Genomic DNA, 21499 nt, shown 5'->3' on the forward strand with positions numbered 1-21499 from the left:
AGAATCACTGGGATGCGGGGCCTTTGCCGTCTCGTCGTCGGCACAGTGATGGCCACATGATCGCTCCCGCTGCTAACCTGTCTTCGAGGCCTGAATGCAGGCCTGCGGACGAGGGAGCAGTACCCGCAGACGACAAGACTGACTCGTAGGAGGGTCACGTCGTGGCATGGATCATACTCATCGCATCAGGTCTGCTTGAGACCGTCTGGGCGGCAGCGCTCGCGGCGTCGCGAGGGTTTCGCAGACTCTGGCCCAGCATCCTCTTCGTCGTCGCGTTCGGCGCGAGCATGGCCGGCCTCGCATATGCGATGTCGGTGATCCCGACCGGCACGGCCTATGCCGTCTGGGTGGGCATCGGCGCATGTCTCACTGTGGTCTGGTCGATGGTGAGCGGTCGAGAACGCGCCTCGATCGCGCGCGTGCTGCTGCTCGTGCTGCTCGTCGCATCCGTCATCGGTCTGAAGGTGGTGAGCTGATGCCGTGGGTCATCCTCGTCGTGAGCGGCGTGCTCGAAGCCGTCTGGGCGACCGCGCTCGGAAGCTCTCAGGGGCTCACGCAGCCGGTCGCGGTCGTCGTCTTCGTCGTCGCGCTGGTGATCAGCATGGCTGGTCTGAGCCGTGCGGCTCGTACGATCCCGATCGGCACCGCCTACTCGGTCTGGGTGGGCATCGGTGCGGTGCTAACGGTGGTCTTCGCGATGGCGACGGGCGCCGAGTCGTTCTCATGGCCCAAGGTGGCCTGCATCGGCGGTGTCGTCGTGGCGGTGATCGGGCTGAAGCTGGTGCGGTCGGATGCGGTGGTCGCGAAAGACGCGGAGTCGTCGCCTAAAGAGTGAAGGTCAGCGCGTAGAGCGCGGCGAAGATCACCGCGGGCAGATAGAGCAGGATGCCCAGCGCCCACGAGACGAACACCTTGGTCGAGCGGGAGCTCCACGACCCGGCCCCGACGACAATGTGCAGCGCGATGCCGAGCACGAGCACGACCGGAAAGCCGTAGACGAGCACCACCAAGAAGATCAGCGGGGCATATGGGCCGGGAGAGGTGACGGCCACCAGGGCGTACCAGATCGACGCGACTGCCAGCGGTACGAGTGGCAGTGCGATGCTCAGGCGGCGTGCCCACTGCTCTCTGCGGTTGAGCCGGGGTCTGGCGGGGTTCTCAGCAGTCATCTTCAGTCGAGTCTATCGGGCAGCATCCATATGAGGCGTACTTCGCCGTCGTTCCGGGGCTCGCGGGGGGGTGACTGCAGTCGTCGAATGTCAGAGGGTGCGTGTTGAATCAGGACATGGAAGCCACAACGCACCTCGCGCAGCGCTCGCAGCCAGACCCGCTGCAGGCCTTGATCGCGCTCGGTCGCGTGGCCGGCGCGGTCGGTGCGCAAGCCGGCGCGCCTGTGTCGGCGTCTGCGTCTGGGGCTGAGCGTGCTGGTACGAGCGAGCCCGGCTCGCGCTGGGGCGACCTGACCGGGGATGCCTTGGTCGCGGCCGTCGAACTCGTCGAGCACGCAGGGCGCGCCATAGATTCGCTGCGTGTGCAGGTGGCCGGTGAGGTGGCTCAGCGGTGCGCGGCGTGTGACAGCGACGAGCGTCTGTCGACGAAGTACGGACAGCGCACTGCGGCAGAACTCATCGAGTACGTGGCCGGAGTCTCGGCTCGGGAGGCACGCCGTCGGGTGCGGCTCAGTGAGCAGCTGCTCGGGCGAACGAGTGACACCGGCCTACCGTTGCCTCCGCTCTTCGCTCAGGTTGGTGCGGCGCTTGCCGCCGGCGACCTCGGCGTCGAAGCGGCCGAGGTCATCGTGAGCGAACTCGGCAAAGCGGCTACCTGGGCTGATATTGAGCTGCTGGATGCAGCCGAGTGCGCGCTCGTCGACGGGGCGTGCCCGCAGCGCGAGTCTGAGCAGACGAATGTCGGTTCGCCGAGTGCTGCAGGCGACGACGATCATGGTGAATCGGGATACCTGCGGCGTGTGCCCGGCCTCTCCGCAGATCTGGTTCGGGTGCAGGCGCGAGCTTGGCGAGAGGCGCTCGACCCCGATGGGGTGCAGCCACGAGAAGACGAGGCGGTCAATCGGCGCGACTTCTGGATTTCATCTCGCCTGGGCGGGTCTGCTCTGGCCGGTGCTGCTTCCGCCGGTGCGGCTTCGGTTGGCGCTGGTTTCGCTGGTTTCGGTTCTGCAGAGGCTGCTCTGGCCGGCAGATGCTGTGGCATCGGACCGGTCGCTGAGACCGGCAGCATCTCTGGCGTCGACGACCCGGTCCCCGCGCAGACGATCGGTCGAATGGCCTGTGACGGCGGCACCCAGCTTGCTCGGCTCGACACTCAGGGAGCCCTCGTCTCGCTCACGACGACGCAACGGGTGTTCAGCACGCACCAGCGGCGGGCGATCGCGGCTCGAGACGGTCACCAGTGCGCGATTCCAGGCTGTCGCATCCCTGCTCATGCGTGTGAGGCGCACCATGTCGTGCCCTGGCAGCAGGGCGGTAAGACGCATGTCGGCAATGGCGTGCTGCTGTGCTGGTGGCGCCACCGTCACATCGACAACGGAGCCTGGCAGATCACGATGTGCGAAGGCAGACCGCAGATCCGGCCGCCGCAGATTCGTTCGCTGCTGCATCAGACCGCACGGCGGAGGCGATGAGGGGGGCGTGTTCACAGCGTCTGCTCAGCTCGAGTCATTGCACACCGGGCAAACTTGCACGTAGGGTAATTTCATGCCCGTCTCTTCTGTACCACAATCAGCGTCGCGTGCAGACGCTGTGCGTGAGCCTGGCCGACGCGAGCTCAATCGCGCGGCCACTCGAGCGGCAATCATCGATGCCGCCATCAGCCTGGTGCTCGAGCACGGGCGCGATCACGTGAACGTCGAGCAGATCGCCGAGCATGCAGGGGTCTCACGACGCACCTTCTTCAACTACTTTCCCGGCATCGACGCAGCGCTCAATGCGCCCACAGAAGACCTGCTGGTCAAGGCCCGACAGCAGATCGAGAATCGTCCCGCTGACGAATCCGTCATCGATGTCGTGATGCAGGTCTTCACCAGCAGCGTCACGTCCAGCTATCTGCAGCAGTGCCTCGAACTCGCTGCGGCCCTCGATGGGCACGCCGAATTCCTGCAGTACGAACTGATGGCGTGGGATGAGGCGGAATCTCGATTCGTCACCGCGCTGCAGCAGCGCGCGCCAGAGGGGATGCCACGCATACGCCTGGTGGTGTTCGTCGCGTCGGTGCTGGCGAGCTGCCGTGCGACCATCAACGTCTGGCTCGGCGAGCGGCATCAGGGCACAGCCACAATCGGTGCCGCAGACCCGTCTCGTACGCACGCCGCTGTCGCAGGCGCTGCGCTCACCGATGCCGACCTCATCAACCTCAAAGACCAGCTGCTCGAAGCAGTCAAGACCGTGCGCGATGGGTATCAGGATCTCTGATGCCGACCCCCTACCCGCAGACCGCGCTCTAGCCCGCTCCCACACGAAGGAACCTCTCCATGGCCTCACTGCTCTACCGACTCGGGCGCTTCAGCGCGGCGCACCGGCGCATGGTCGCGTCGATCTGGCTGATCATCATGATCGCGGTCGGTGGGGCGGTCGCCGCCTTCGCCGGCACGACCAGCAACAACTTCACGATCCCGGGCACCCAGTCACAGACGCTGATCGACCGACTCTCCGATCGCATCCCCGCGGCATCGGGCGGCACCGGCAGCATCGTCTTCGATGCGGGCGAGGGAAAGCAGTTCACCGACGAGCAGAAGGCCGCCATCGGGCGTGCGCTCGCCGACGTGAAGCAGCAGGACGCCGTCGCCACTGTGATCGACCCGTTCGAGACGCAGCAGCAGCTTGAGTCCGGCCGTCAGCAGATCGATCAGGGCAAACCCCAGCTCGACGCCGCAAAGGCGCAGCTCGATGCCGGTCAGCAGCAGCTGGATGCGGCGAAGAGCCCCCTCACTCAGCTCGAGCAGGCCCGCGACGCCGCGCAGCAGGCGGCTCAGCAGGCTGCTGACGCCGGGCAGTCCGCCGCATCCGCGCAGGCCACCGCGCAGGCCGACGCCCTGACTGCGCAGCTCGAGGCCGCGCAGCAGCAGCTGGCGCCCCAGCAGGAGAAGCTCGACGCCGGTCGCGCCGAACTCGACCGACAGCAGGCCGAACTCACTCGTGCCGAGCGCTCTCTCGACGCCGCATCCGGGGTGCAGCTGGTCTCAGACAACGGCCGCATCGCACAGGCGCAGGTGACCTTCACGACTTCGTCCGACAACGTCTCGGCCGAAGACAAAGACGCCGTCGTCGAAGCCGTCAACCAGGCTCTCGACGGCTCCGGCGTGACGCCTCAGTACAGCACCGAGATCGCGTCGAGCATCTCAGGCCTCTTCGGCCCAGGCGAGGCGATCGGAATCCTGGTCGCCGCGATCGTGCTCGTCATCATGCTCGGCACGCTGATCGGTGCCGGTCTGCCGTTGCTCATGGCGATCGTCGGCGTGGTCGTCGGCGTCGGCACGACCTTCGCCCTCACCGGTGTGATCGAGATGACCTCGGTCTCGCCGATGCTCGCGCTGATGCTCGGCCTCGCCGTCGGCATCGACTACTCCCTCTTCATCGTCAATCGCCATCGCATCCAGCTGAAACAGGGCATGCCGATGCACGAGTCCATCGCACATGCCTCGGGCACGTCGGGCAACGCCGTGCTCTTCGCCGGGCTCACCGTAGTCATCGCGCTCGCCGCGCTGGCCGTTCCCGGGCTGCCGTTCCTGACCGTGATGGGTCTCGCCGGTGCCGGCACGATCATCGTCGCCGTGCTCGTCGCGCTCACGCTGACGCCGGCCATGCTCGGCTTCGTGGGGATGCGCATCCTGAGCCGCCGGGAGCGGCGTGCGCTGCAGAGCTCCGGCGTCGATCCTGCCGCTGAGACGGCAGACGCAGCGGCAGAGCAGGCGCCGCAGGCCTCGTCGCAGGCTGCCGCACAGTCCGCCTCGAAACGCTCGTCCAAGGCGGGCCCGCGCTGGGGACGCATCGTGACCGCGCATCCGTGGCTGGCACTTCTCGTCGGAGTCATCATCGCCGGGGTGCTCGCGCTGCCCGCCGGCCAGCTGCGGCTCGGGCTGCCCGACGGCAGCTCCGAAGAGCCCAGCAGCACGGCGTACAAGTCGTACCAGCTGATCAGTGAGAACTTCGGGGCCGGCTCGAACGGGCCGCTGGTCGTCGTGGCCGAGCTGCCCGAGAGCGTCACCACGGCCGAGCAGCAGGAGGATGCCTCACTCGACCTGGCCGATCGTCTGCGTTCGATCGACGGGGTCGCTGCCGCGGTGCCCGGCGGAGCGAGCGACGATCATCGCACCGCTGTGCTGCAGGTCGTCTCGAACGACGGCCCGTCGACGGAGCAGACCGAGCAGCTCGTCGAGCGCATTCGCGCCGATGCCGCCGAGATCGAGCAGCAGACCGGCGCGCAGGTCGGGGTGACCGGGCTCACCGCTGCGAACATCGACGTGTCGAAGAAGCTCGGTGACGCCCTGCCTCCGTATCTCGCGATCGTGGTCGGTCTCTCGCTTGTGCTGATGATTCTGGTGTTCAGGTCGGTGCTGCTGCCGGTGCTCGCGACGCTGGGATTCCTGCTCTCGCTGGCGGCCAGCCTCGGAGCGGTCGTGGCGATCTACCAGTGGGGATGGCTGGGCTCTGTCTTCGGGGTGCACGACCCGGCTGCGGTGCTGAGCTTCCTGCCGATCATCCTGATCGGCGTGCTCTTCGGCCTGGCCATGGACTACCAGATGTTCCTGGGCTCAGGCATGCGCGAGAGCTTCGCACACGGGGCGACCCCGCGCCAGGCCGTGTTGCACGGCTACAAAGTCGGTGGTCGCGTGGTCGCGGCTGCGGCCATCATCATGATCAGCGTCTTCGCCGGGTTCGTCTTCTCGGAGCTGACGATGATTCGCCCGATCGGCTTCGCGCTCGCGTTCGGCGTGCTGATCGACGCGTTCCTGGTGCGCATGACGATCGTGCCCGCCGCGCTGTACCTGCTGCGGCGCTCGGCCTGGTGGATTCCCAAGTGGCTCGACCGCATTCTGCCCGACGTCGATGTGGAGGGTGCGAAACTCGATGCGCTGAAGTCGTCGAAGCCGACGCGGTGAATCGTCAGCCGCGCTCCAGCGTGCCCAGTACGTCGCCGGCGCCGTCGAAGGCCGTCATACTGTCGCCCTCGACGCTGACTTCGCGGGTCTTGTCAAGCCAGTCGAGAATGACGCTGCATCCGCGCAGCGTGTGCATGTCAAAGCGGATCGTCGTGCGGCCCTCGCCGTTTGGAGAGAAGCTGCCAGAGAGACTGTTGCAGTTGTCCGATCCGATGAACGTTCCGTCGTCGGAGAACGTCAGATAGGCACCCGTCGGGTCGTCTTTCCACGAGCCGATGAGGGAGGTCTGGAGGTCGGGAGTCGCAGACGGGGTGACAGGTTCGTCAGCAGCAGAACCTGACGAGGCGGGTGCGGAATCGGACCCCGAGGCGCCGCAGCCTGCGGCTGAGAATGCGATGGCGGTCATGAGTGTGACGGTGGCGAGATGATGCAGTCGCATGATGAACCCTCTCAGTCGAAGAAGCTGGGTCTTGCTGTGATTGTTGCACACAGTCGACGAGAAATTCACAGCCATCTGATAGTCTCGCGACGGCTGTTGAAGTAGACGGCTGTGAAGACAACGACATGCTTTGCGCTGCCTGGGGGGAACGCAGAGACGCTGTCCTCGGGCAGTGTTCGCTCCCGCGTCGCAATGAGGCTGACGAGAGGAACCAATGAAGTCGAGCTGGCTGAAGAAGTCGGTGGCCGCAGTCGGGGCGCCGTTGGCGGCCCTGACTGTCACAGGCGTGTTCGCCACGTCTGTGGCCGCTCAAGAGAACACCACATCTGACACTCCGGTGAGCGCAGAGGCGCTCATCTCCGAGGTGCAGAACCAAGGGCCTGAGAAAGCCGAGCTGCTCCAGGGTGCGGCAACCAAGGCCGACGGCAAACTCATCGCGATCGTGAACACGGGCGACGACCAGAAGCTGAATCAGGCCGTCGAGCTCAAGACGCAGCTGGAAGACAAAGGCGTCGAGGTCCTGACCTCAGAGAAGGGCCTCTCTGCGCTCGCGGGCAACGACCTGGTCGGCGGCGCTGGCTTCGCCACACCGGGCACTCCGACGTCCGAAGGGCTGCCGTACGGCCTCTGCTCAGTCGGGTTCTCAGCGTGGTCCCCGAAGGGTGACCCGGCCTTCATCACTGCTGGTCACTGCTTCCCCGACGCATATGGCGACACGGTCTACCGGACTGATCCTCGGCATGACGAGGCATTCGCCGGTGCAGGCAGCACAGCGTCCGCAGACTTTGCCGGTGTGCCTCTCGGAACCAAGAAGTTTGCCCAGTTCGGCGGTCCGAATGGGACTGCCGGGGCAGAAGGCGACAAGAACTCGATCGACATCGCCGCTGTCGATGTGACTGATCCCTCTGCACGGACGCTCCCCGAGGTCACCGATTGGAGCACCGCATCCACTGGCGATCTCTCGGGCAGCACGTCAGTCGTGACCTCAGTGGGCGCACCTCAGCTCGGACAGTCGGCGACGCGCTCAGGGCGTACGACGAAGCCGAGCACGGGTGCCGTCTCAGCAGTCGACGGATGGATGCAGGTCGATAAGAAGTTTGTGCACGGCTTCATGATGGATGCATCGGCTGATCACGGTGACTCAGGCGGGTCGATCGTCCAAGGCACCAAGGCAGTCGGCGTGGTCTCAGGCGGAGGCGATGTCGAATATACCGACGGGACCAAGAAGACCATCGTCTGGGGTGCATCTCTCGTCGACTCGCTGCCTGCGACCGGTGGATACAGCATCGCGCTGCATCTCGACGCACCGAAGGTGACGACTCCGGCGGGTGCGAAGGTCGAGCTCGGGTCGCCGATCACCGGCACCGCCCCGGCAAACACCAAGCTCGTCGTCGCGAACGGCGGCAAGACCACGAGCGTGGATGTCGACGGCAACGGCAACTGGTCGTTCCCGGTCCAGGCTCCGGCAGGAAAGCAGAGCTTCACTCTGCATGTCACCGACAAAGACAAGGGCTTCAACAAGTCGGCCACGGTCGAGACCTCGGTCGAGGCCGTCGTGCCCGCACCGGCCATCACGACCCCGGCTGACGGCTCCACCGTCGCCGGGCCGCTGAGCGTGATCGAGGGCACCGGCGTCGCCGGAGCCACCGTCACCCTGACCGGCGACGTCGCGCAGACGGCAACGGTGGGCGCAGACGGCAAGTGGAGCGTCACGCTCGACAACGCCCTGGAGTACAGCAACGACCAGTACACCGTGAATGCCGTGCAGAAGCTCGGCGAGGTCGTCTCCGAGCAGGCAGCCACCTCGAAGTTCAAGGTGGTGCCCGCAGCTCCAGTCATCGAGAACCCGATCAACGGCACGGAGTTCGCCCACGACCAGCTGCCGACCACGATCAGCGGCACCGGCATCGCCGGAGCCGAACTCGCTGTGACCGTGCGCTCCGAACCGCAGACCGTCACCACTGAGGTCGGTGAAGACGGCAAATGGAGCATCGCCGTCCCCGCTGGTCTCGAGGCCGGTCAGCACAGCATCACCGCAGTGCAGACCGTCGACGGAGTCGCGTCGCTTGAGGCTCAGGCAGCCTTCAGCATCCAGTCTGCACCGACGCCGGGCGGCACGGATCAGCCCGGTGGCGACCAGCAGCCTGCCGGCGACAAAAAGCCGGCCGCTCCTGCCGCCGAGGAGCCGGTGAAAGACGGCACGCTCGCACACACCGGTGCTGAGGCCGGGCAGTTCGGTCTGCTCGCCGCCGGCGCGGCCGCCATCGCGTTGGCAGGCGCAGGCGTGCTGCTGGCTCGTCGTCGCAGCTCGCAGCGATGAGTCCGACCCTCGGCTGAGGGTCGCAGCACGATGACATCGCATCGGTGAGAGGGCCCCACCATTGGTGGGGCCCTCTTCTGCTCCCCACCTGGGCTGCAGTTCGCGCCGGGGCTTCGTGATTGAGTCGGGGCTTCGAGTTTGAGCCGGACCTCATGCGTCTGGCATACTGATGCAGCTGCGCTGTCATCCCCCAACGCGACACGCATCTGTTCCTGCACCTCCGACAATGCGAACACCCGTTCGCACCACACCGCGACGCTCAAGGCGACGCGCTGCGCGACCACCTGAGCCAGCATCCCCAGCCGATTTCGCAGTCGGGGTGGCAGGCCACACATCGCGAGGCGTGCACCATCGAGTCGAGAGCGCTCGCAGAGGCTCAGGGCTGATGTGCTCGCCGGGCCGCTGACGTGTCCCCGCAGCAGAGAGACGCTCATGACTCTGCTCAGACTGCTGACCGCATCCACCAAGCGCTACTGGCCCTGGGTCGTGGCGGTCTTCCTGCTCCAGCTCGTCTCGACGCTGGCTGCGCTGTACCTGCCCAGCCTCAACGCCGAGATCATCGACGACGGCGTGAGCCAGGGTGACACCGATCTGATCTGGTCGATCGGCGCGAGGATGCTCCTGGTCTGCTTCGTCCAGGTGGTCACCGCCGTCGGGGGCATCTGGTTCGGCGCGCGCACCGCCATGGCAGTGGGTCGCGACCTGCGTGCCGGTGTGTTCGACACCGTCACGTCGATGAGCGCGCAGCAGGTGAGCGGGCTCGGCGCCGCCACGCTGATCACCCGAGGCACGAACGACGTGCAGCAGGTGCAGATGCTGCTGCTCATGACCCTGAACTTCATGGTGTCGACCCCGATCATGTGCATCGGCGGCATCGTCATGGCCGTGCGCGAAGACGTCGGGCTGTCGTGGCTGGTCTGGGCGTCGGTGCCGCTGCTGCTGGTCATCGTGGGCTTTCTGGTCGCCAGGCTCATGCCGCTCTTCCGCGGCATGCAGGATCGCATCGACGACATCAACGGCGTGCTGCGCGAACAGATCATCGGCATCCGCGTCGTGCGGGCGTTCGTGCGCGAACCCCATGAGACCGCACGCTTCGCAGGCGCGAATCACCGTCTCACCGACGTCTCGCTCAGAGTCGGCGCCATCTTCGTGCTCATGTTCCCCGTGATCGGCATGGTGCTGCACCTCGCGACCGCAGCAGTGCTGTGGTTCGGTGGCCACCGGGTCGACGCAGGCGAGATGCAGGTCGGCTCGCTCACCGCATTTCTGCAGTACCTGCTGCAGATTCTGATGGCCGTGATGATGGGCACTTTCATGGTCATGATGATTCCGCGCGCCGTCGTGTGCGCCGAGCGCATCGACGAAGTGCTGAGCACCGAGCCCGATCAGACCGAGCCGGAGCACGAACGCGAGGTGCCGCGCACCGGCGTGGTCGAGTTCGACGGCGCGGGCTTTCGCTACCCGGGTGCCGAGCAGCCGGTGCTCGCCGACCTGACCTTCACCGCGCGTCCCGGCGAGACGGTTGCGATCATCGGCTCGACAGGGTCGGGCAAGACCACGCTGCTCAGCCTGATTCCGCGACTGCTGCAGGCGACCGCCGGCGAGGTTCGCATCGACGGCGTGCCGGTCGACGAGCTCTCGCGCCGTCAGCTCGCCGAGCGGGTGAGTCTGGTCACGCAGCGGCCGTTTCTGTTCTCGGGCACGATCGCGAGCAACCTGCGCTTCGGGCGCGAGGACGCAACCGACGACCAGCTCTGGCAGGCGCTCGAGGTCGCACAGGCGGCCGATTTCGTGCGCGAGCATCCCGACGGCCTCGAACGCCGCATCTCGCAGGGCGGCACCAACGTCTCGGGCGGCCAGCGGCAGCGGCTCTGCATCGCGCGCACGCTGGTCGCACACCCCGACGTCTATCTCTTCGACGACTCGTTCTCAGCCCTCGACGTGGCGACGGATGCGCGGCTGCGGCGCGCCCTGAAGCCTGCGCTGGCCGGGTCGACGGCGATCATCGTGGCGCAGCGCGTCGCGACGATTCGCGAGGCGGATCGCATCCTCGTGCTCGACGACGGCCGCATCGTCGGTCAGGGCACGCACGATGAGCTGCTCGCCTCGAACGAGACCTATCAACAGATCGTCAGATCGCAGCTGTCGGCAGAGGAGGCGGCGTGATGAGCGAACGCGCAGACAAGCGAGACGCGGCACAGACGAAGGCCGCGGCCTCACACGTGCACGAACCCGATGACGAGGACTTCATGCCGGCGCCCGGTGACGGCGACATGTTCGGAGACGCCCCAGCGGTCACCAAGGCACAGCACTTCTGGCCGTCGGTGCGACGCCTCTTCGGCCTGCTTGCTCCGCACAAGCTGCCGCTCGTGCTGGTGCTGCTGTTCGTCACCTGCTCGGTGGTGCTGAACGTCTGGGCGCCCAAGGTGCTGGGCCAGGCGATGGACACCATCTTCAACGGCGTCGTCGGCAGCCAGCTGCCGCAGGGCGTCAGCCGAGATCAGCTCGTCGAGCAGATGCGTGCCCAGGGCGACACGCAGATGGCCGACATGCTCGCCAACATGGACGTGGTGCCCGGCATGGGCATCGACTTCACGCGGCTCGGCGTCATCATCGTCATCGTGCTGGGCATGTATGTGATCTCGTCGGCGTTCATGTGGGCGCAGGGCGAGGTGCTCAACCGCATCACCATGCAGGCAGTCAGCAAGCTGCGCTCCCAGGTCGAAGACAAACTCAACGCGCTGCCTTTGAGCTATTTCGACACTCGCAAACGCGGTGATCTGCTCTCGCGCGTCACCAACGACGTCGACAACGTGCAGAATGCCCTGCAGCAGGCCTTCGCCCAGCTGGTGCAGTCGGCGCTGAGCGTCATCGGCGTCACGGTGATGATGTTCGTCGTCTCGTGGCAGCTTGCGCTGGTCGCCCTGCTCGCGCTGCCGCTCGCCGCTGTGATCACGGGCGTGATCGGCGTGCGCTCGCAGAAGCTCTTCGCGGCTCAGTGGAAAGAGACCGGCCAGCTCAACGGCACTATCGAGGAGTCGTTCTCAGGGCACGATCTCGTGACCATCTTCGGGCGCAGCGATCGCATGGAGCAGGCTTTCACCGAGCAGAACGGCCGCCTGTACCAGGCGTCGGCGGGCGCTCAGTTCGTGTCGGGCATGATTATGCCGGTGATGCAGTTCGTCTCGTACCTGTCATACGTGGGCATCGCGGTGCTCGGCGGGCTGAAGGTCGCCTCGGGCACGATGACGCTGGGCGACGCGACCGCGTTCATCCAGTACTCGCGCGAGTTCACTCAGCCGCTCGCACAGATGTCGGGCATGGCCAACATGCTGCAGTCGGGCGTCGCCTCGGCCGAGCGCATCTTCGAGCTGCTCGACGCCGACGAACAGGATCCCGACACCGTCACCGAGGAGCTGCCCGAGCATCCGACCGGCCGCGTCACCTTCGACGACGTGAGCTTCAGCTACGACCCGGACGAGCCGCTCATCGAGCACCTCTCGTTCGAGGCGCAGCCGGGCCAGACGATCGCGATCGTCGGCCCGACCGGAGCAGGCAAGACCACTCTGGTCAATCTGCTGATGCGCTTCTACGAACTCACCTCGGGGCGCATCCTGCTCGACGGCGTCGACATCACAGACATCTCACGCGCCGACCTGCGCTCGCAGACCGGCATGGTGCTGCAGGACACCTGGCTGTTCAAGGGCAGCATCCTCGAGAACATCCGTTACGGGCGACTCGATGCGACCGACGACGAGGTCGTGGCCGCTGCACAGGCCACCTTCGTCGATCGCTTCGTACGTCAGCTGCCCGAGGGCTACGACACCGTCATCGACGAAGAGAACGGCAGCATCTCGGCCGGCGAACGTCAGCTGATCACCATCGCGCGGGCGTTCCTCGCCCGACCGACGCTGCTGATTCTGGACGAGGCGACCTCTGCGGTCGACACCCGCACCGAGGCGCTGGTGCAGCACGCGATGGCGGCTCTGCGCACCGATCGCACCTCGTTCGTGATCGCCCACCGACTCTCCACGATTCGTGACGCCGACACGATTCTGGTCATGGAGCACGGCAGCATCGTCGAGCAGGGCAGTCACGACGAGCTGCTCGAACAGCACGGTGCCTATCGTCGGCTCTATGAGAGTCAGTTCAGCGGCGCGGCCGAGTGAGTGGGAGTCAGTCGCTTCTCGATCGGCTGTGACGCTCTTCGGCTGACGCCTCGGGGCGAGGCCGCAGGGTAACGTTGAGGCGAGCATCGCCGCCGACATGAGGAGCCAGCACTGTGAACGCCCTGCAGATCAACGCCGCCCTCGCCACTGACGTCGGTCTGCGACGCAGGCTGAACGAAGACGCCGGCATCGCCGAGCGACCTGTCTATGCGGTCGCCGACGGCATGGGCGGGCACGATTCGGGCGAGATCGCGAGCGAGCTGGTGATCGAGCGGCTGCGTGCGCTCGCAGCGGCTTCGACAGGTGGTGCGGCGTCGGCGGATGTGGTGGCCGATGCTCTGCGGCAGGCTCAGCGCGAGGTTGCCGAGCTCTCGGCGAGTCGCCCGCATGGCGCAGGGTCGACCGTCAGCGGCGTCGCGCTGGTCGAGTCGGGAGGTGAGCCGCACTGGCTGGTCTTCAACGTGGGCGACTCGCGCGTGTACCGGTCGCGCAACGGGTCGCTGGTGCAGTGGACGCACGACCACTCGCAGCTGCAGCAGTGGCTCGACGCCGGTCGCATCACGCCCGAGCAGGCCGCCGAGAGCTCGCGAAGCAACGAGATCACGAAGGCGGTCGGGGGCGACGACTCCGATCCCGACTTCTTTCTGGCGCCGGTCGTCACCGGCGAGCGGCTGCTGATCTGCTCTGACGGACTGCACGGTCTGGTCAGCGCCGAGGCGCTGCGGGCCTCGCTCGTGATGGGCGGCACTCCCCAGACGACGGCCGACTCGCTCGTGGAGCGCGCACTGATCGCCGGGGGCACCGACAACGTCACGGTGATCGTGGTCGACGTGGTGTCGGGCGGGTCGCTCAGCGATCCGGAGTCGCCCAGCGAAAGCCTCGCCTCGCTGGCCGACGTTGCGCTGGTGCACAAAAGGCGTCGAAGCGCGGCCCATCATGAGGTCGAGCACTCCGCAGAGACCGGAGACACCCGCTATGTCTCTCGGTCGAGCCGACGGGCGCGCATCCTCACTGAGGCAGACGAGACCGTGCTGATCTCATCCAGTGGACCCGTCGTCGAGTCCGCCCTACCGCAGGTCGCCGAGCCCGGCGTCCAGGCGTCGGCTTCCGACGACGACCTCGACGACGACACCGTCGTGATCAGGCGCGGGCCGACTGCCGCCTCAGACGAGTGCGTCGTCGAGCCCGTCGACGATACAGTGCCGGTCGGCCGGGCCTCCGGCGGAGCCGACACCAGGCCGATTCGTCGAGAGCGGCGTGCGCGAGCATCCGCTGACCGTTCGCAATAGTCATTTCGACGTGTGTCTTCGCCCTCCTGTGCCTTAGAATCGCTAGAGACTTCGGGAGGGTGACATGGGCAAAAGACTGCCGTCCGCTCCTCCGGTGCTTTCCGGCTGCACCTATGTGCGGCCGCTGGGAACCGGCGGCTTCGCCGACGTCTTCCTGTTCGAACAGGACATGCCCCGTCGCCCGGTCGCGGTGAAAGTGCTGCTCTCCGACGTCGTCGACGAAGACGTCGTGCGCATGTTCAACGCCGAGGCCGACGTCATGGCGCGGCTCAGCTCGCATCCCGCCATTCTCAACGTCTATCAGGCGAGCATCGCTCCCGACGGCCGCCCCTGCCTGGTCATGGAATACTGCCCGACGGGCGTCTCCCCGGCCTATCGCGAACGGGTGCTCCCGCTGCCGACGGTGCTCGACATCGCGGTGCGCATGGGCAGTGCGCTCGAGACCGCACACCGGGCGGGGGTGCTGCATCGCGACATCAAGCCCTCGAACATCCTCTTCACCTCGTTCGGCACGCCAGTGCTGGCCGACTTCGGCATCGCGACCTCGCTCTCCGGCCGCCACGCGACCGATCTGTTCGCCATGTCGGTGCCCTGGAGCGCGCCGGAGGTCGTGCGCGAGCAGACGAGAGGCACGGTCGCCACCGAGGTGTACTCGCTGGCTGCGACCGTCTACACCCTGCTGGCCGGGCATTCGCCGTTCGAGATACCGGGCTCTGGGCGCAACTCGGCAGACCGGCTCAAGGCGCGCATCGTCAAAGGCCGCATCACGCCGATCAACCGCGAAGACGTGCCGCCCGCACTGCAGCAGCTGCTGCAGCGATCGCTGTCGACCAATCCCGCCGAGCGCCCGGCGACGGCGCTCGAGTTCGCCCGCGCGATCCAGCAGATTCAGCAGCAGATCGGCGTCGTGCCCACGCAGCTCGAAGTGGCTTCGTCAGAGTGGGCGGGCGCCGGGTCGGTGCTCGGGTTCGATGACGCTGCGCTGCGCGGACCGAAGCGTGCGGCTGTGCCGGTGGTCTCGGGCCGCCGGCGGCACGGCCGCAGCGTGCGCGAGCTGGCGACGCAGACTGAGGTGGTCGATGAGGCCCGAGGTGCTTCGGGGCGGGGTCGCCTGTGGCTGTGGTCTGGCATGACCGCTGCGCTCGTCGTGATCGCGGTGGCCGTCACCATCTGGGTGGTCGGGCGGTGAGTCCGGCCGGCGTCGCAGGTGCGGGCGTCGGCCTGCAGCGCCTGCTGCGCAGCCGATGGACGCGGTGGATCGCGCTGCTGGTGATCGTCTCGCTGGCAGCGGTGGGCGTCATCGTCTGGCGCGGAGTGCCCACGCAGCAGGCCGACTTGGCAAACCCCACAGTGTGGTCGGTCAACGGCCGAGGCCCGCTCTACGGGCAGGTCAACACCGACGTCACCGAGCTGGGTGCGATTCACGCGGGTGATCCGAGCGCGTTCAGAATCAGCGGTGTGCTGCAGAGCGGCTCCGACGTCGTGCTTTACAGCGACCAGCAGAAGCTGAAGACGGTCGACCCCGCGAATCCGGTGAGCGTCGACGACCCGCAGGAAGTCACCGCGGCGCCCTTCGACGCCGATGTGATCGTGCCCTCCGGCGGCTACGTCGCCTTTCTGAACCGCAAGACCGGCGCGCTGGGCGCGGAGTCGATCGGCGATCTGGCCAGGGGAGTCTCGCCGTCGCCGATCAATCGGCGTGAGGGCGATGAGACCGAACGCTTCGTGGCCGGTGCCGTCACCGAGCGGGGGCGCCTCTTCGGGCTGAGCAGTGCGGGAGACCTCGTCGAGTTCGACGTCACCAGCGGCAGAGAGGCCGCACGACGGTCGACTGACGGGCCGACGTCGGGCGACAAGGTCGAGATGACGGTGTTCGGCGAGCATTGGGCCGCTCTTGATCACAGCGACAGCGGTGCGACGCTGTGGATCGACGGCGCGCAGGTGGAGTCCTCGCTCGGCGCGGGTGCTCGGCTTGCCGTCGCCGATGCAGAAGCCGACCAGCTTGCGACTGCCGACGAATCGGGGCTGCGCACCTTCGACGCGAACGGCGGTGACGGCGACGTCAGCGTGGATGCGCAGGGCACGCCTGCCGCCCCGGTCTGGGAGGCCGGCTGTCTGTATGCCGCCTGGGGGTCGGGCAGCGCGATGTCGGTCTCAGACTGCGGCGGTGATTCGCAGTCGCTCGACGTACCGACTCAGGTGGCTGCGAGCACGAGCCAGCCGGTGTTCCGACGCAACAACGGCGGCTTTGTGCTCAACGACGTGGCCTCCGGGCTGATCTGGCAGCGCTCGGGCGACGACTGGACGCTGGTGCCGTCGTCGGTCGCCTGGCAGCGTGATGACGAGCAAGAAGAGACCACCGACGCGCAGCAGAACCTGGACGCCCGACAGAACGAGTGCCCGATTCCGGCCAGCGGCGCCAACGCCGAGTTCGGGGTGCGGCCCGGGCAGCTCACCACGGTTCCCGTTCTGGTGTCGGCACTCGATCCGAACCCACAGGACACGATCTCGATCGTGCCGTCGGCCGACAGCCCGAAGTGGGATGCGGGCGGTCTCGGCGATCTGTCGGCGGTCAATGACGATCAGGCCGTGGCGCTCTCGCCGACGGCGACCGAGGGCAGCGGCACGATCGGCTTCGTCATCACCGACGGCTCTGACTGTCGGGTGAACGCCGAGGCCAAAGTCACCGTGCACCCGATGAGCGAGAACAGCGCACCGGAGTATCGCGCGGTCAACGACCAGTCGTTGGCCAACCTGCAGGTCGCTCCCGGCGGCTCGCTGCGGTTCAACGGGCTGAACGGATGGGTCGATCCCGATGGCGATCCGGTCTACGTGACGCAGGCCACCGCATCCGCCGGCACCGCCGCAGCCACGCCGTCGGGCATGATCGCCTACAAGGCCGACGACGACCAGCCCGCCGGCCGCGTCGTGATCACCGTCGAGGTCTCCGACGGCCGCGGCGGCGTCGCGACGCGAGACGTGCCGGTGACCGTCGCCGACTCCCCGCTGCTCAAGGCGCGCTCGTTCTCGCGCACGGTCACCGTCGGCACCTCGCCGTCGATCGACCTCAGCGAGTTCGTCAGCGGTGTCTCGGGTGGTGGCGTCGAGGGCAGCCGCGTCGAGCTCAGCCGCGCCACCGTCGATGAGAGCCTGCAGTCGAAGGTGCGCGTGCAGCCCAGCAGCGACTCGCTCTCGGTGAGCGTCATGGCGAGCGAGGCCGGGGTCTACCCGGTGACGTATGAGGTGAAGTCGGGGTCGAGCCAGGCGACCGCGACGCTGCTGATCACGGCCAGTGCCGCCGAGAGCAAGATGAGCACCCCGCCCATCAGCGTGTTCCTGCGGCCCGACGAAGACGTCACCGTCGATCCGCTGCAGCCGGTGAGCAACCCCGGCGGGCGAGTGCTGATGGTCGGCGACGGCCAGCAGTACTCGTTGGCCGACCCGAGGTCGTCGCTCAATGCGGCGGCCGTCGGCGGAAGCTCGCTGCGGGTCAGCGGGCAGACTCCCGACAAGCGCCCCGGTCGCATCGGCACGTTCACCTACGCGGTGACCGACGGGGCGCAGACGATCACCGGTCAGGCGACGGTCTTCCAGCTGGACGAGAGCCTGTCGACGAAGCCGGTCGCCGTCGCCGATCAGGTGACGGTGCGGGCGGGCGATCAGATCGACATCCCGGTGCTCGACAACGACGTGGCTCCGGCGGGAGGCACTCTGATGCTCGACCCGCGGCAGACCACCGACGATCTGCCTGGTCTTGCCTTCCCCTCCGGCTCCGTGCTGCGCTACCTGGCGAGTGACACACCGGGCAGCTATACGATCGACTACCGAACGTATTCCGCGGGGCACCCGGGAGAGGGCTCGATCGGCCGGGTGAACGTGCGGGTGACCACCGAGGACGGCAACCAGTCACCGACCCCCAAGAACATCGACGCTCGTGTCGAGGCACGCAGCAGCACGATGATCAGCGTGCCGAGCTTCGGCGTGGACGCCGACGGCGACGGCGTCAGCGTGGTCTCGGTCACGCAGCCGGGGCAGGGCGGGTCGGCGCAGGTGCTCGCGGACGGGCGGGTGCAGGTCAGCAGCACCGATGACGCCGGGCCGATCGAGTTCGACTACACCGTCGCCGATTCGCGCGGGGCGACCGGCACCGCGCACATGCGGGTCGGTGTCATCACGAACACCACGCTGGCTCCCATCGCCTACAACGACTACGTCGAAGCCGCTCCCGGCACCGATGCCGTGACGATCGACCCGACGCTCAACGACACCCGCGTCGGCGACGAGAAGCTCGAACTGCAGTCGGCCGACGAAGTGGTGTCAGCAGCGGCAGAGGGTGACGCAGCGCGATCGCCGGTCGAGGTCTCTGACAACACGGTCACGCTGCACCCCGGTCGGTCCGTCGGCAAGACCGTCTTCACATACACGGTGCAGAGCGCAGGCGGCAGCACCGCCACTGGAAGCATCGTGCTGAACGTCACCAACGACGCTCTGCCGCAGTACCCGGTGCTGGTCGACACCGTGATCGGTGCGGGAGAGATCGACGGCGACTCGTTCGGCGCCGACGTCATCGCCAACAAGCTGGTCTGGTCGGGCCCTGACCTCTCGGTCGAACTGCGCGGATCTCCCGACGGCATGCGTCTCGACGGCGATCGGGTGCAGGGGTCGCTGCGCGACCACCGGCAGATCGTGCCGATTTCGGTCACGGCACCCAAAGGCGACGCCGAACAGGTCCCGCAGACGTGGGCGTTCGTCCGAGTGCCGAAGAAAGACGCCCTCCGGCCGCAGCTCAAAGACCCGACCAAGGTGTACGAGGTGCACGAGCAGCAGCAGGTCTCGGTGAATCTCGTCGATGAGATCGGCCGGCTCAGCGGTCGCACGCTGCAGGTCAACGCCGCCCGGGCATCCGGCGCACGTTCGCAGGCGACCTGCTCGTCATCCGGCACCACGGTCACCTATGCGGCCGGCAGTGACAGCCAGATCGAGCGCGACACGTGCAGCGTCGAGGTGCAGTGGGCCGGCGACGACGGCACCCGCAGCACCGTCGCTCTGCCGATGAGGATCACGCTCGACAACCCGCCGCCCGAGATGCGCGCGCAGCAGATCGCCGTCGTCGCGCCGGCCGAGTCCAAGACCGTCTCGCTGACCGATTCGGTGCAGTGGACCGACGACAAAGGCAAACTCGGCTTCCAGTGCGGGCCGGCGTCTGGCGCGCCCGGTGTCACGGTGACCTGCAGCGGCTCTTCGGCGACGATCACGGTCGCCGCCGACGCGCAGCAGGGGGCAGTGGCCGGTTTCGACGCGAAGATCGTGTCGCCGTCGTTCGCCCCGCAGCCCGGTGCACGGCTCAGCGTGCAGGTCGGCACGCTGCCGCCGCAGACGCTGTCGGCGGCCGGCCTGTCGATCGATGTCTCGGAGGGCGACGGCGGCGCGGCTTCGGGCAGCGTCGATGCGCTGGCTCCGAACGGTTCGATCAGCAAGTATCGCCCGGTCGAGCTGACCGGTGTGAGCTTTGCCGGCGCCGCAGGAGTGACCGCTTCGATCAGCGGCTCGAACATCTCGGTGCAGGTCGCGGCGAACTCCCCCGGCGGCGTGAAGAGCGGCACCTACCAGGTCAGAGACGTGCAGGGGAACACCGGTCAAGGGCGCATCGAGGTCAACTACCAGGCGCGGCCGAACAGGCCGAGCGTCAGACTCGACACGGTCGGCGACGGCACGGTCACACTGGCGATCGCCCAGAGCGAGACGCTGAGCGTGCCGGCCGTGACCGGCTTCACTGTGACCTACGGCGGCGGCTCGAAGAACTGTGCCGTCGGCGGCACCTGCACCATCGGCAGCCTCAAGAACTTCGAGAACCAGACCTTCACCGTCGCTGCGGTCAACGACGTCGGGTCGTCGCGTGAGACGGCGTCGGTGTCAGGCTTCGCGTACAAGGCGCCGTCGACGCCCATCATCGGCACCGTCGCACCCTCTGGCGACCGCCAAGCGAGGATCGAGGTCAGCATGCCCGACGACAGCGCCTCGACCATCACCCTGACCAGTGAGAGCGGCAGCTCGGCCGGGCTGGGAGGCTCGGGAGGAACCACCACCATCGGCGTGAACAATGCGCCGACAGGAGTCACCGTCACCGCGTCCGCCCGCGACGTGCCGACCGGACTCCGCCAGGCGCCCGCAACCACCGCAGGCACCGCGACGACCTCTGCCTACGGCGTCGGCAAGCCGGGCATCTCCGGCGTCTCTGCGTCGGCCCAGAACGGTTCGGTCTCGGTCACCGGCGACATCAGCGCCCAAGGCGGTCAGACCAAATACTGCTGGATCGTCAACGGAGAATGCAGACGTGAGGGGTCCGGCGGCAATGCGGCGACCACGTTCGGCCCGAGTGACCTGAAAAAGAACATGCCGAACACCTTCGTGCTGCAGGCTGAGGGTCTCGACGCTGAGGGCAGAAGCGTCGGGTGGGACACGACATCGCAGTCGAACAGTGTCTCTGCGACGCCGATCACATTCCCCTCGAGTGCAGGCAGAGTCAAGTATCGGGTGAACAACGACGGCACGTTCGGCGGTCTGGTCGACAGCGAAGACGACGGCTTCACTGCCGTGGGCGAGGGCCCGCTCCCGAGCGCATCGAATCAGAGCTACACGATTCGATGGAGATTCTCCGACGGCACGACCGACAGCCAGACCTACACCGTCGGCCCAGCCGGCACGCCGCAGTACCCCTTCTCCATCGGCGAGTCGAGCGGCTGGCAGAGCGGCAACACCGTGGAGCACACCTTCACCAGTGCTGCAGAGTGGACCTTCACGCTGCCTGCGAAGCCGACCGTCAACGCCTCGAGCGATGACTACCAAGTCAAGGTGCAGTACCGCAAGGGCGGCGGCAGCTGGCAAACGCTGGAGGCGGGCACCACATCTGTCAAGCTGCCCGAAGGCACGGCGACTTACACGTTCAAGTGGTCCGTGGAGTTCGAGAACCGATTGCAGCATGCGAATTCAGCCGAGCGGCAATTCACTCTGAAGACGCAGGCCTATGAGCCCCCTGCCCCTGCCCCTGCCCCGGAGCCTGAGCCTGAGCCTGAGCCTGGAGGCGGCGAGGGCGGCGGACCCGCGATCACCCCGTGACGCTCGTGATCGCCACACGCGGTCAGCGCGATGTCACCAAGCACCTATCGA

Annotated in this window: 13 protein-coding genes and 1 riboswitch; of the genes, 11 read left to right on the forward strand and 2 right to left on the reverse strand. The window is 67.1% G+C overall.

Annotated elements, in window-relative coordinates:
• The first annotated feature begins 83 nt into the window (after positions 1 to 83).
• A riboswitch (guanidine-III (ykkC-III) riboswitch) is annotated at positions 84 to 148 on the forward strand.
• Positions 149 to 161: 13 nt separating this feature from the next.
• Both F8O09_RS07520 and F8O09_RS07525 read left to right on the forward strand, forming a co-directional pair.
• A complete protein-coding gene (locus F8O09_RS07520) occupies positions 162 to 476 on the forward strand; it encodes a DMT family transporter (RefSeq protein ID WP_158054674.1) in 315 nt (104 codons plus the stop codon).
• Positions 476 to 835: a DMT family transporter gene (locus F8O09_RS07525; RefSeq protein ID WP_158054676.1), complete on the forward strand. Its 360-nt coding sequence runs from the start codon at positions 476 to 478 to the stop codon at positions 833 to 835. The genes F8O09_RS07520 and F8O09_RS07525 overlap by 1 nt, the downstream gene beginning before the upstream one ends.
• Here the strand turns inward: F8O09_RS07525 and F8O09_RS07530 are convergent.
• Positions 825 to 1169, reverse strand: a complete 345-nt coding sequence (locus tag F8O09_RS07530; protein WP_158054677.1) for a hypothetical protein — start codon at positions 1167 to 1169, stop codon at positions 825 to 827. The genes F8O09_RS07525 and F8O09_RS07530 overlap by 11 nt on opposite strands.
• 116 nt (positions 1170 to 1285) lie before the next feature.
• Between F8O09_RS07530 and F8O09_RS07535 the strand changes: the two genes are divergently transcribed.
• From F8O09_RS07535 to F8O09_RS07545, 3 genes are all read left to right on the forward strand, one after another.
• Positions 1286 to 2641, forward strand: coding sequence for an HNH endonuclease signature motif containing protein (locus F8O09_RS07535; protein WP_158054679.1), 1356 nt, complete (start codon positions 1286 to 1288; stop codon positions 2639 to 2641).
• Between the two features lie 73 nt (positions 2642 to 2714).
• Positions 2715 to 3428: a TetR family transcriptional regulator gene (locus F8O09_RS07540; protein ID WP_158054681.1), complete on the forward strand. Its 714-nt coding sequence runs from the start codon at positions 2715 to 2717 to the stop codon at positions 3426 to 3428.
• A 59-nt stretch (positions 3429 to 3487) separates the two neighbouring features.
• Positions 3488 to 6115: an MMPL family transporter gene (locus F8O09_RS07545; RefSeq protein ID WP_158054682.1), complete on the forward strand. Its 2628-nt coding sequence runs from the start codon at positions 3488 to 3490 to the stop codon at positions 6113 to 6115.
• A gap of 4 nt (positions 6116 to 6119) precedes the next feature.
• Here F8O09_RS07545 and F8O09_RS07550 read toward each other — a convergent pair whose 3' ends face one another.
• Entirely contained in the window at positions 6120 to 6521 is a 402-nt protein-coding gene (locus tag F8O09_RS07550) for an META domain-containing protein (protein ID WP_192497616.1), read from the reverse strand.
• Between the two features lie 247 nt (positions 6522 to 6768).
• Between F8O09_RS07550 and F8O09_RS07555 the strand changes: the two genes are divergently transcribed.
• The 6 genes from F8O09_RS07555 to F8O09_RS07580 all read left to right on the forward strand — a co-directional run bounded on the left by F8O09_RS07555 (position 6769) and on the right by F8O09_RS07580 (position 21448).
• Positions 6769 to 8874 (forward strand): trypsin-like serine protease, encoded by a 2106-nt coding sequence (locus tag F8O09_RS07555; protein WP_158054686.1) that lies wholly within the window; start codon positions 6769 to 6771, stop codon positions 8872 to 8874.
• A 432-nt stretch (positions 8875 to 9306) separates the two neighbouring features.
• Positions 9307 to 11040, forward strand: coding sequence for an ABC transporter ATP-binding protein (locus tag F8O09_RS07560; RefSeq protein ID WP_158054688.1), 1734 nt, complete (start codon positions 9307 to 9309; stop codon positions 11038 to 11040).
• Positions 11040 to 13043, forward strand: coding sequence for an ABC transporter ATP-binding protein (locus F8O09_RS07565; protein WP_158054690.1), 2004 nt, complete (start codon positions 11040 to 11042; stop codon positions 13041 to 13043). Before F8O09_RS07560 ends, F8O09_RS07565 begins: the two co-directional genes overlap by 1 nt.
• A 113-nt stretch (positions 13044 to 13156) precedes the next feature.
• Entirely contained in the window at positions 13157 to 14332 is a 1176-nt protein-coding gene (locus tag F8O09_RS07570) for a PP2C family protein-serine/threonine phosphatase (RefSeq protein WP_158054691.1), read from the forward strand.
• Positions 14333 to 14396: 64 nt separating this feature from the next.
• On the forward strand, positions 14397 to 15521 hold the full coding sequence (locus F8O09_RS07575; RefSeq protein ID WP_158054693.1) for a serine/threonine-protein kinase: 1125 nt from the start codon (positions 14397 to 14399) through the stop codon (positions 15519 to 15521).
• A complete protein-coding gene (locus tag F8O09_RS07580; RefSeq protein WP_158054694.1) occupies positions 15452 to 21448 on the forward strand; it encodes an Ig-like domain-containing protein in 5997 nt (1998 codons plus the stop codon). Before F8O09_RS07575 ends, F8O09_RS07580 begins: the two co-directional genes overlap by 70 nt.
• The last annotated feature ends 51 nt before the right edge of the window (positions 21449 to 21499 follow it).

This window comes from Pseudoclavibacter sp. CFCC 11306, assembly GCF_008831235.1.
In the GTDB taxonomy this organism is placed as follows: Bacteria; Actinomycetota; Actinomycetes; order Actinomycetales; family Microbacteriaceae; genus Pseudoclavibacter_A.

What these genes read in the sequence shown, in the direction of transcription:
- F8O09_RS07540 (WP_158054681.1), top strand. Translation starts at nt 2,715, where the DNA reads ATGCCCGTCTCTTCTGTACCACAATCAGCGTCGCGTGCAGACGCTGTG.
- F8O09_RS07535 (WP_158054679.1), top strand. Translation starts at nt 1,286, where the DNA reads ATGGAAGCCACAACGCACCTCGCGCAGCGCTCGCAGCCAGACCCGCTG.
- F8O09_RS07555 (WP_158054686.1), top strand. Translation starts at nt 6,769, where the DNA reads ATGAAGTCGAGCTGGCTGAAGAAGTCGGTGGCCGCAGTCGGGGCGCCG.
- F8O09_RS07560 (WP_158054688.1), top strand. Translation starts at nt 9,307, where the DNA reads ATGACTCTGCTCAGACTGCTGACCGCATCCACCAAGCGCTACTGGCCC.
- F8O09_RS07545 (WP_158054682.1), top strand. Translation starts at nt 3,488, where the DNA reads ATGGCCTCACTGCTCTACCGACTCGGGCGCTTCAGCGCGGCGCACCGG.
- F8O09_RS07575 (WP_158054693.1), top strand. Translation starts at nt 14,397, where the DNA reads ATGGGCAAAAGACTGCCGTCCGCTCCTCCGGTGCTTTCCGGCTGCACC.
- F8O09_RS07525 (WP_158054676.1), top strand. Translation starts at nt 476, where the DNA reads ATGCCGTGGGTCATCCTCGTCGTGAGCGGCGTGCTCGAAGCCGTCTGG.
- F8O09_RS07550 (WP_192497616.1), bottom strand. Translation starts at nt 6,521, where the DNA reads ATGACCGCCATCGCATTCTCAGCCGCAGGCTGCGGCGCCTCGGGGTCC.
- F8O09_RS07530 (WP_158054677.1), bottom strand. Translation starts at nt 1,169, where the DNA reads ATGACTGCTGAGAACCCCGCCAGACCCCGGCTCAACCGCAGAGAGCAG.
- F8O09_RS07565 (WP_158054690.1), top strand. Translation starts at nt 11,040, where the DNA reads ATGAGCGAACGCGCAGACAAGCGAGACGCGGCACAGACGAAGGCCGCG.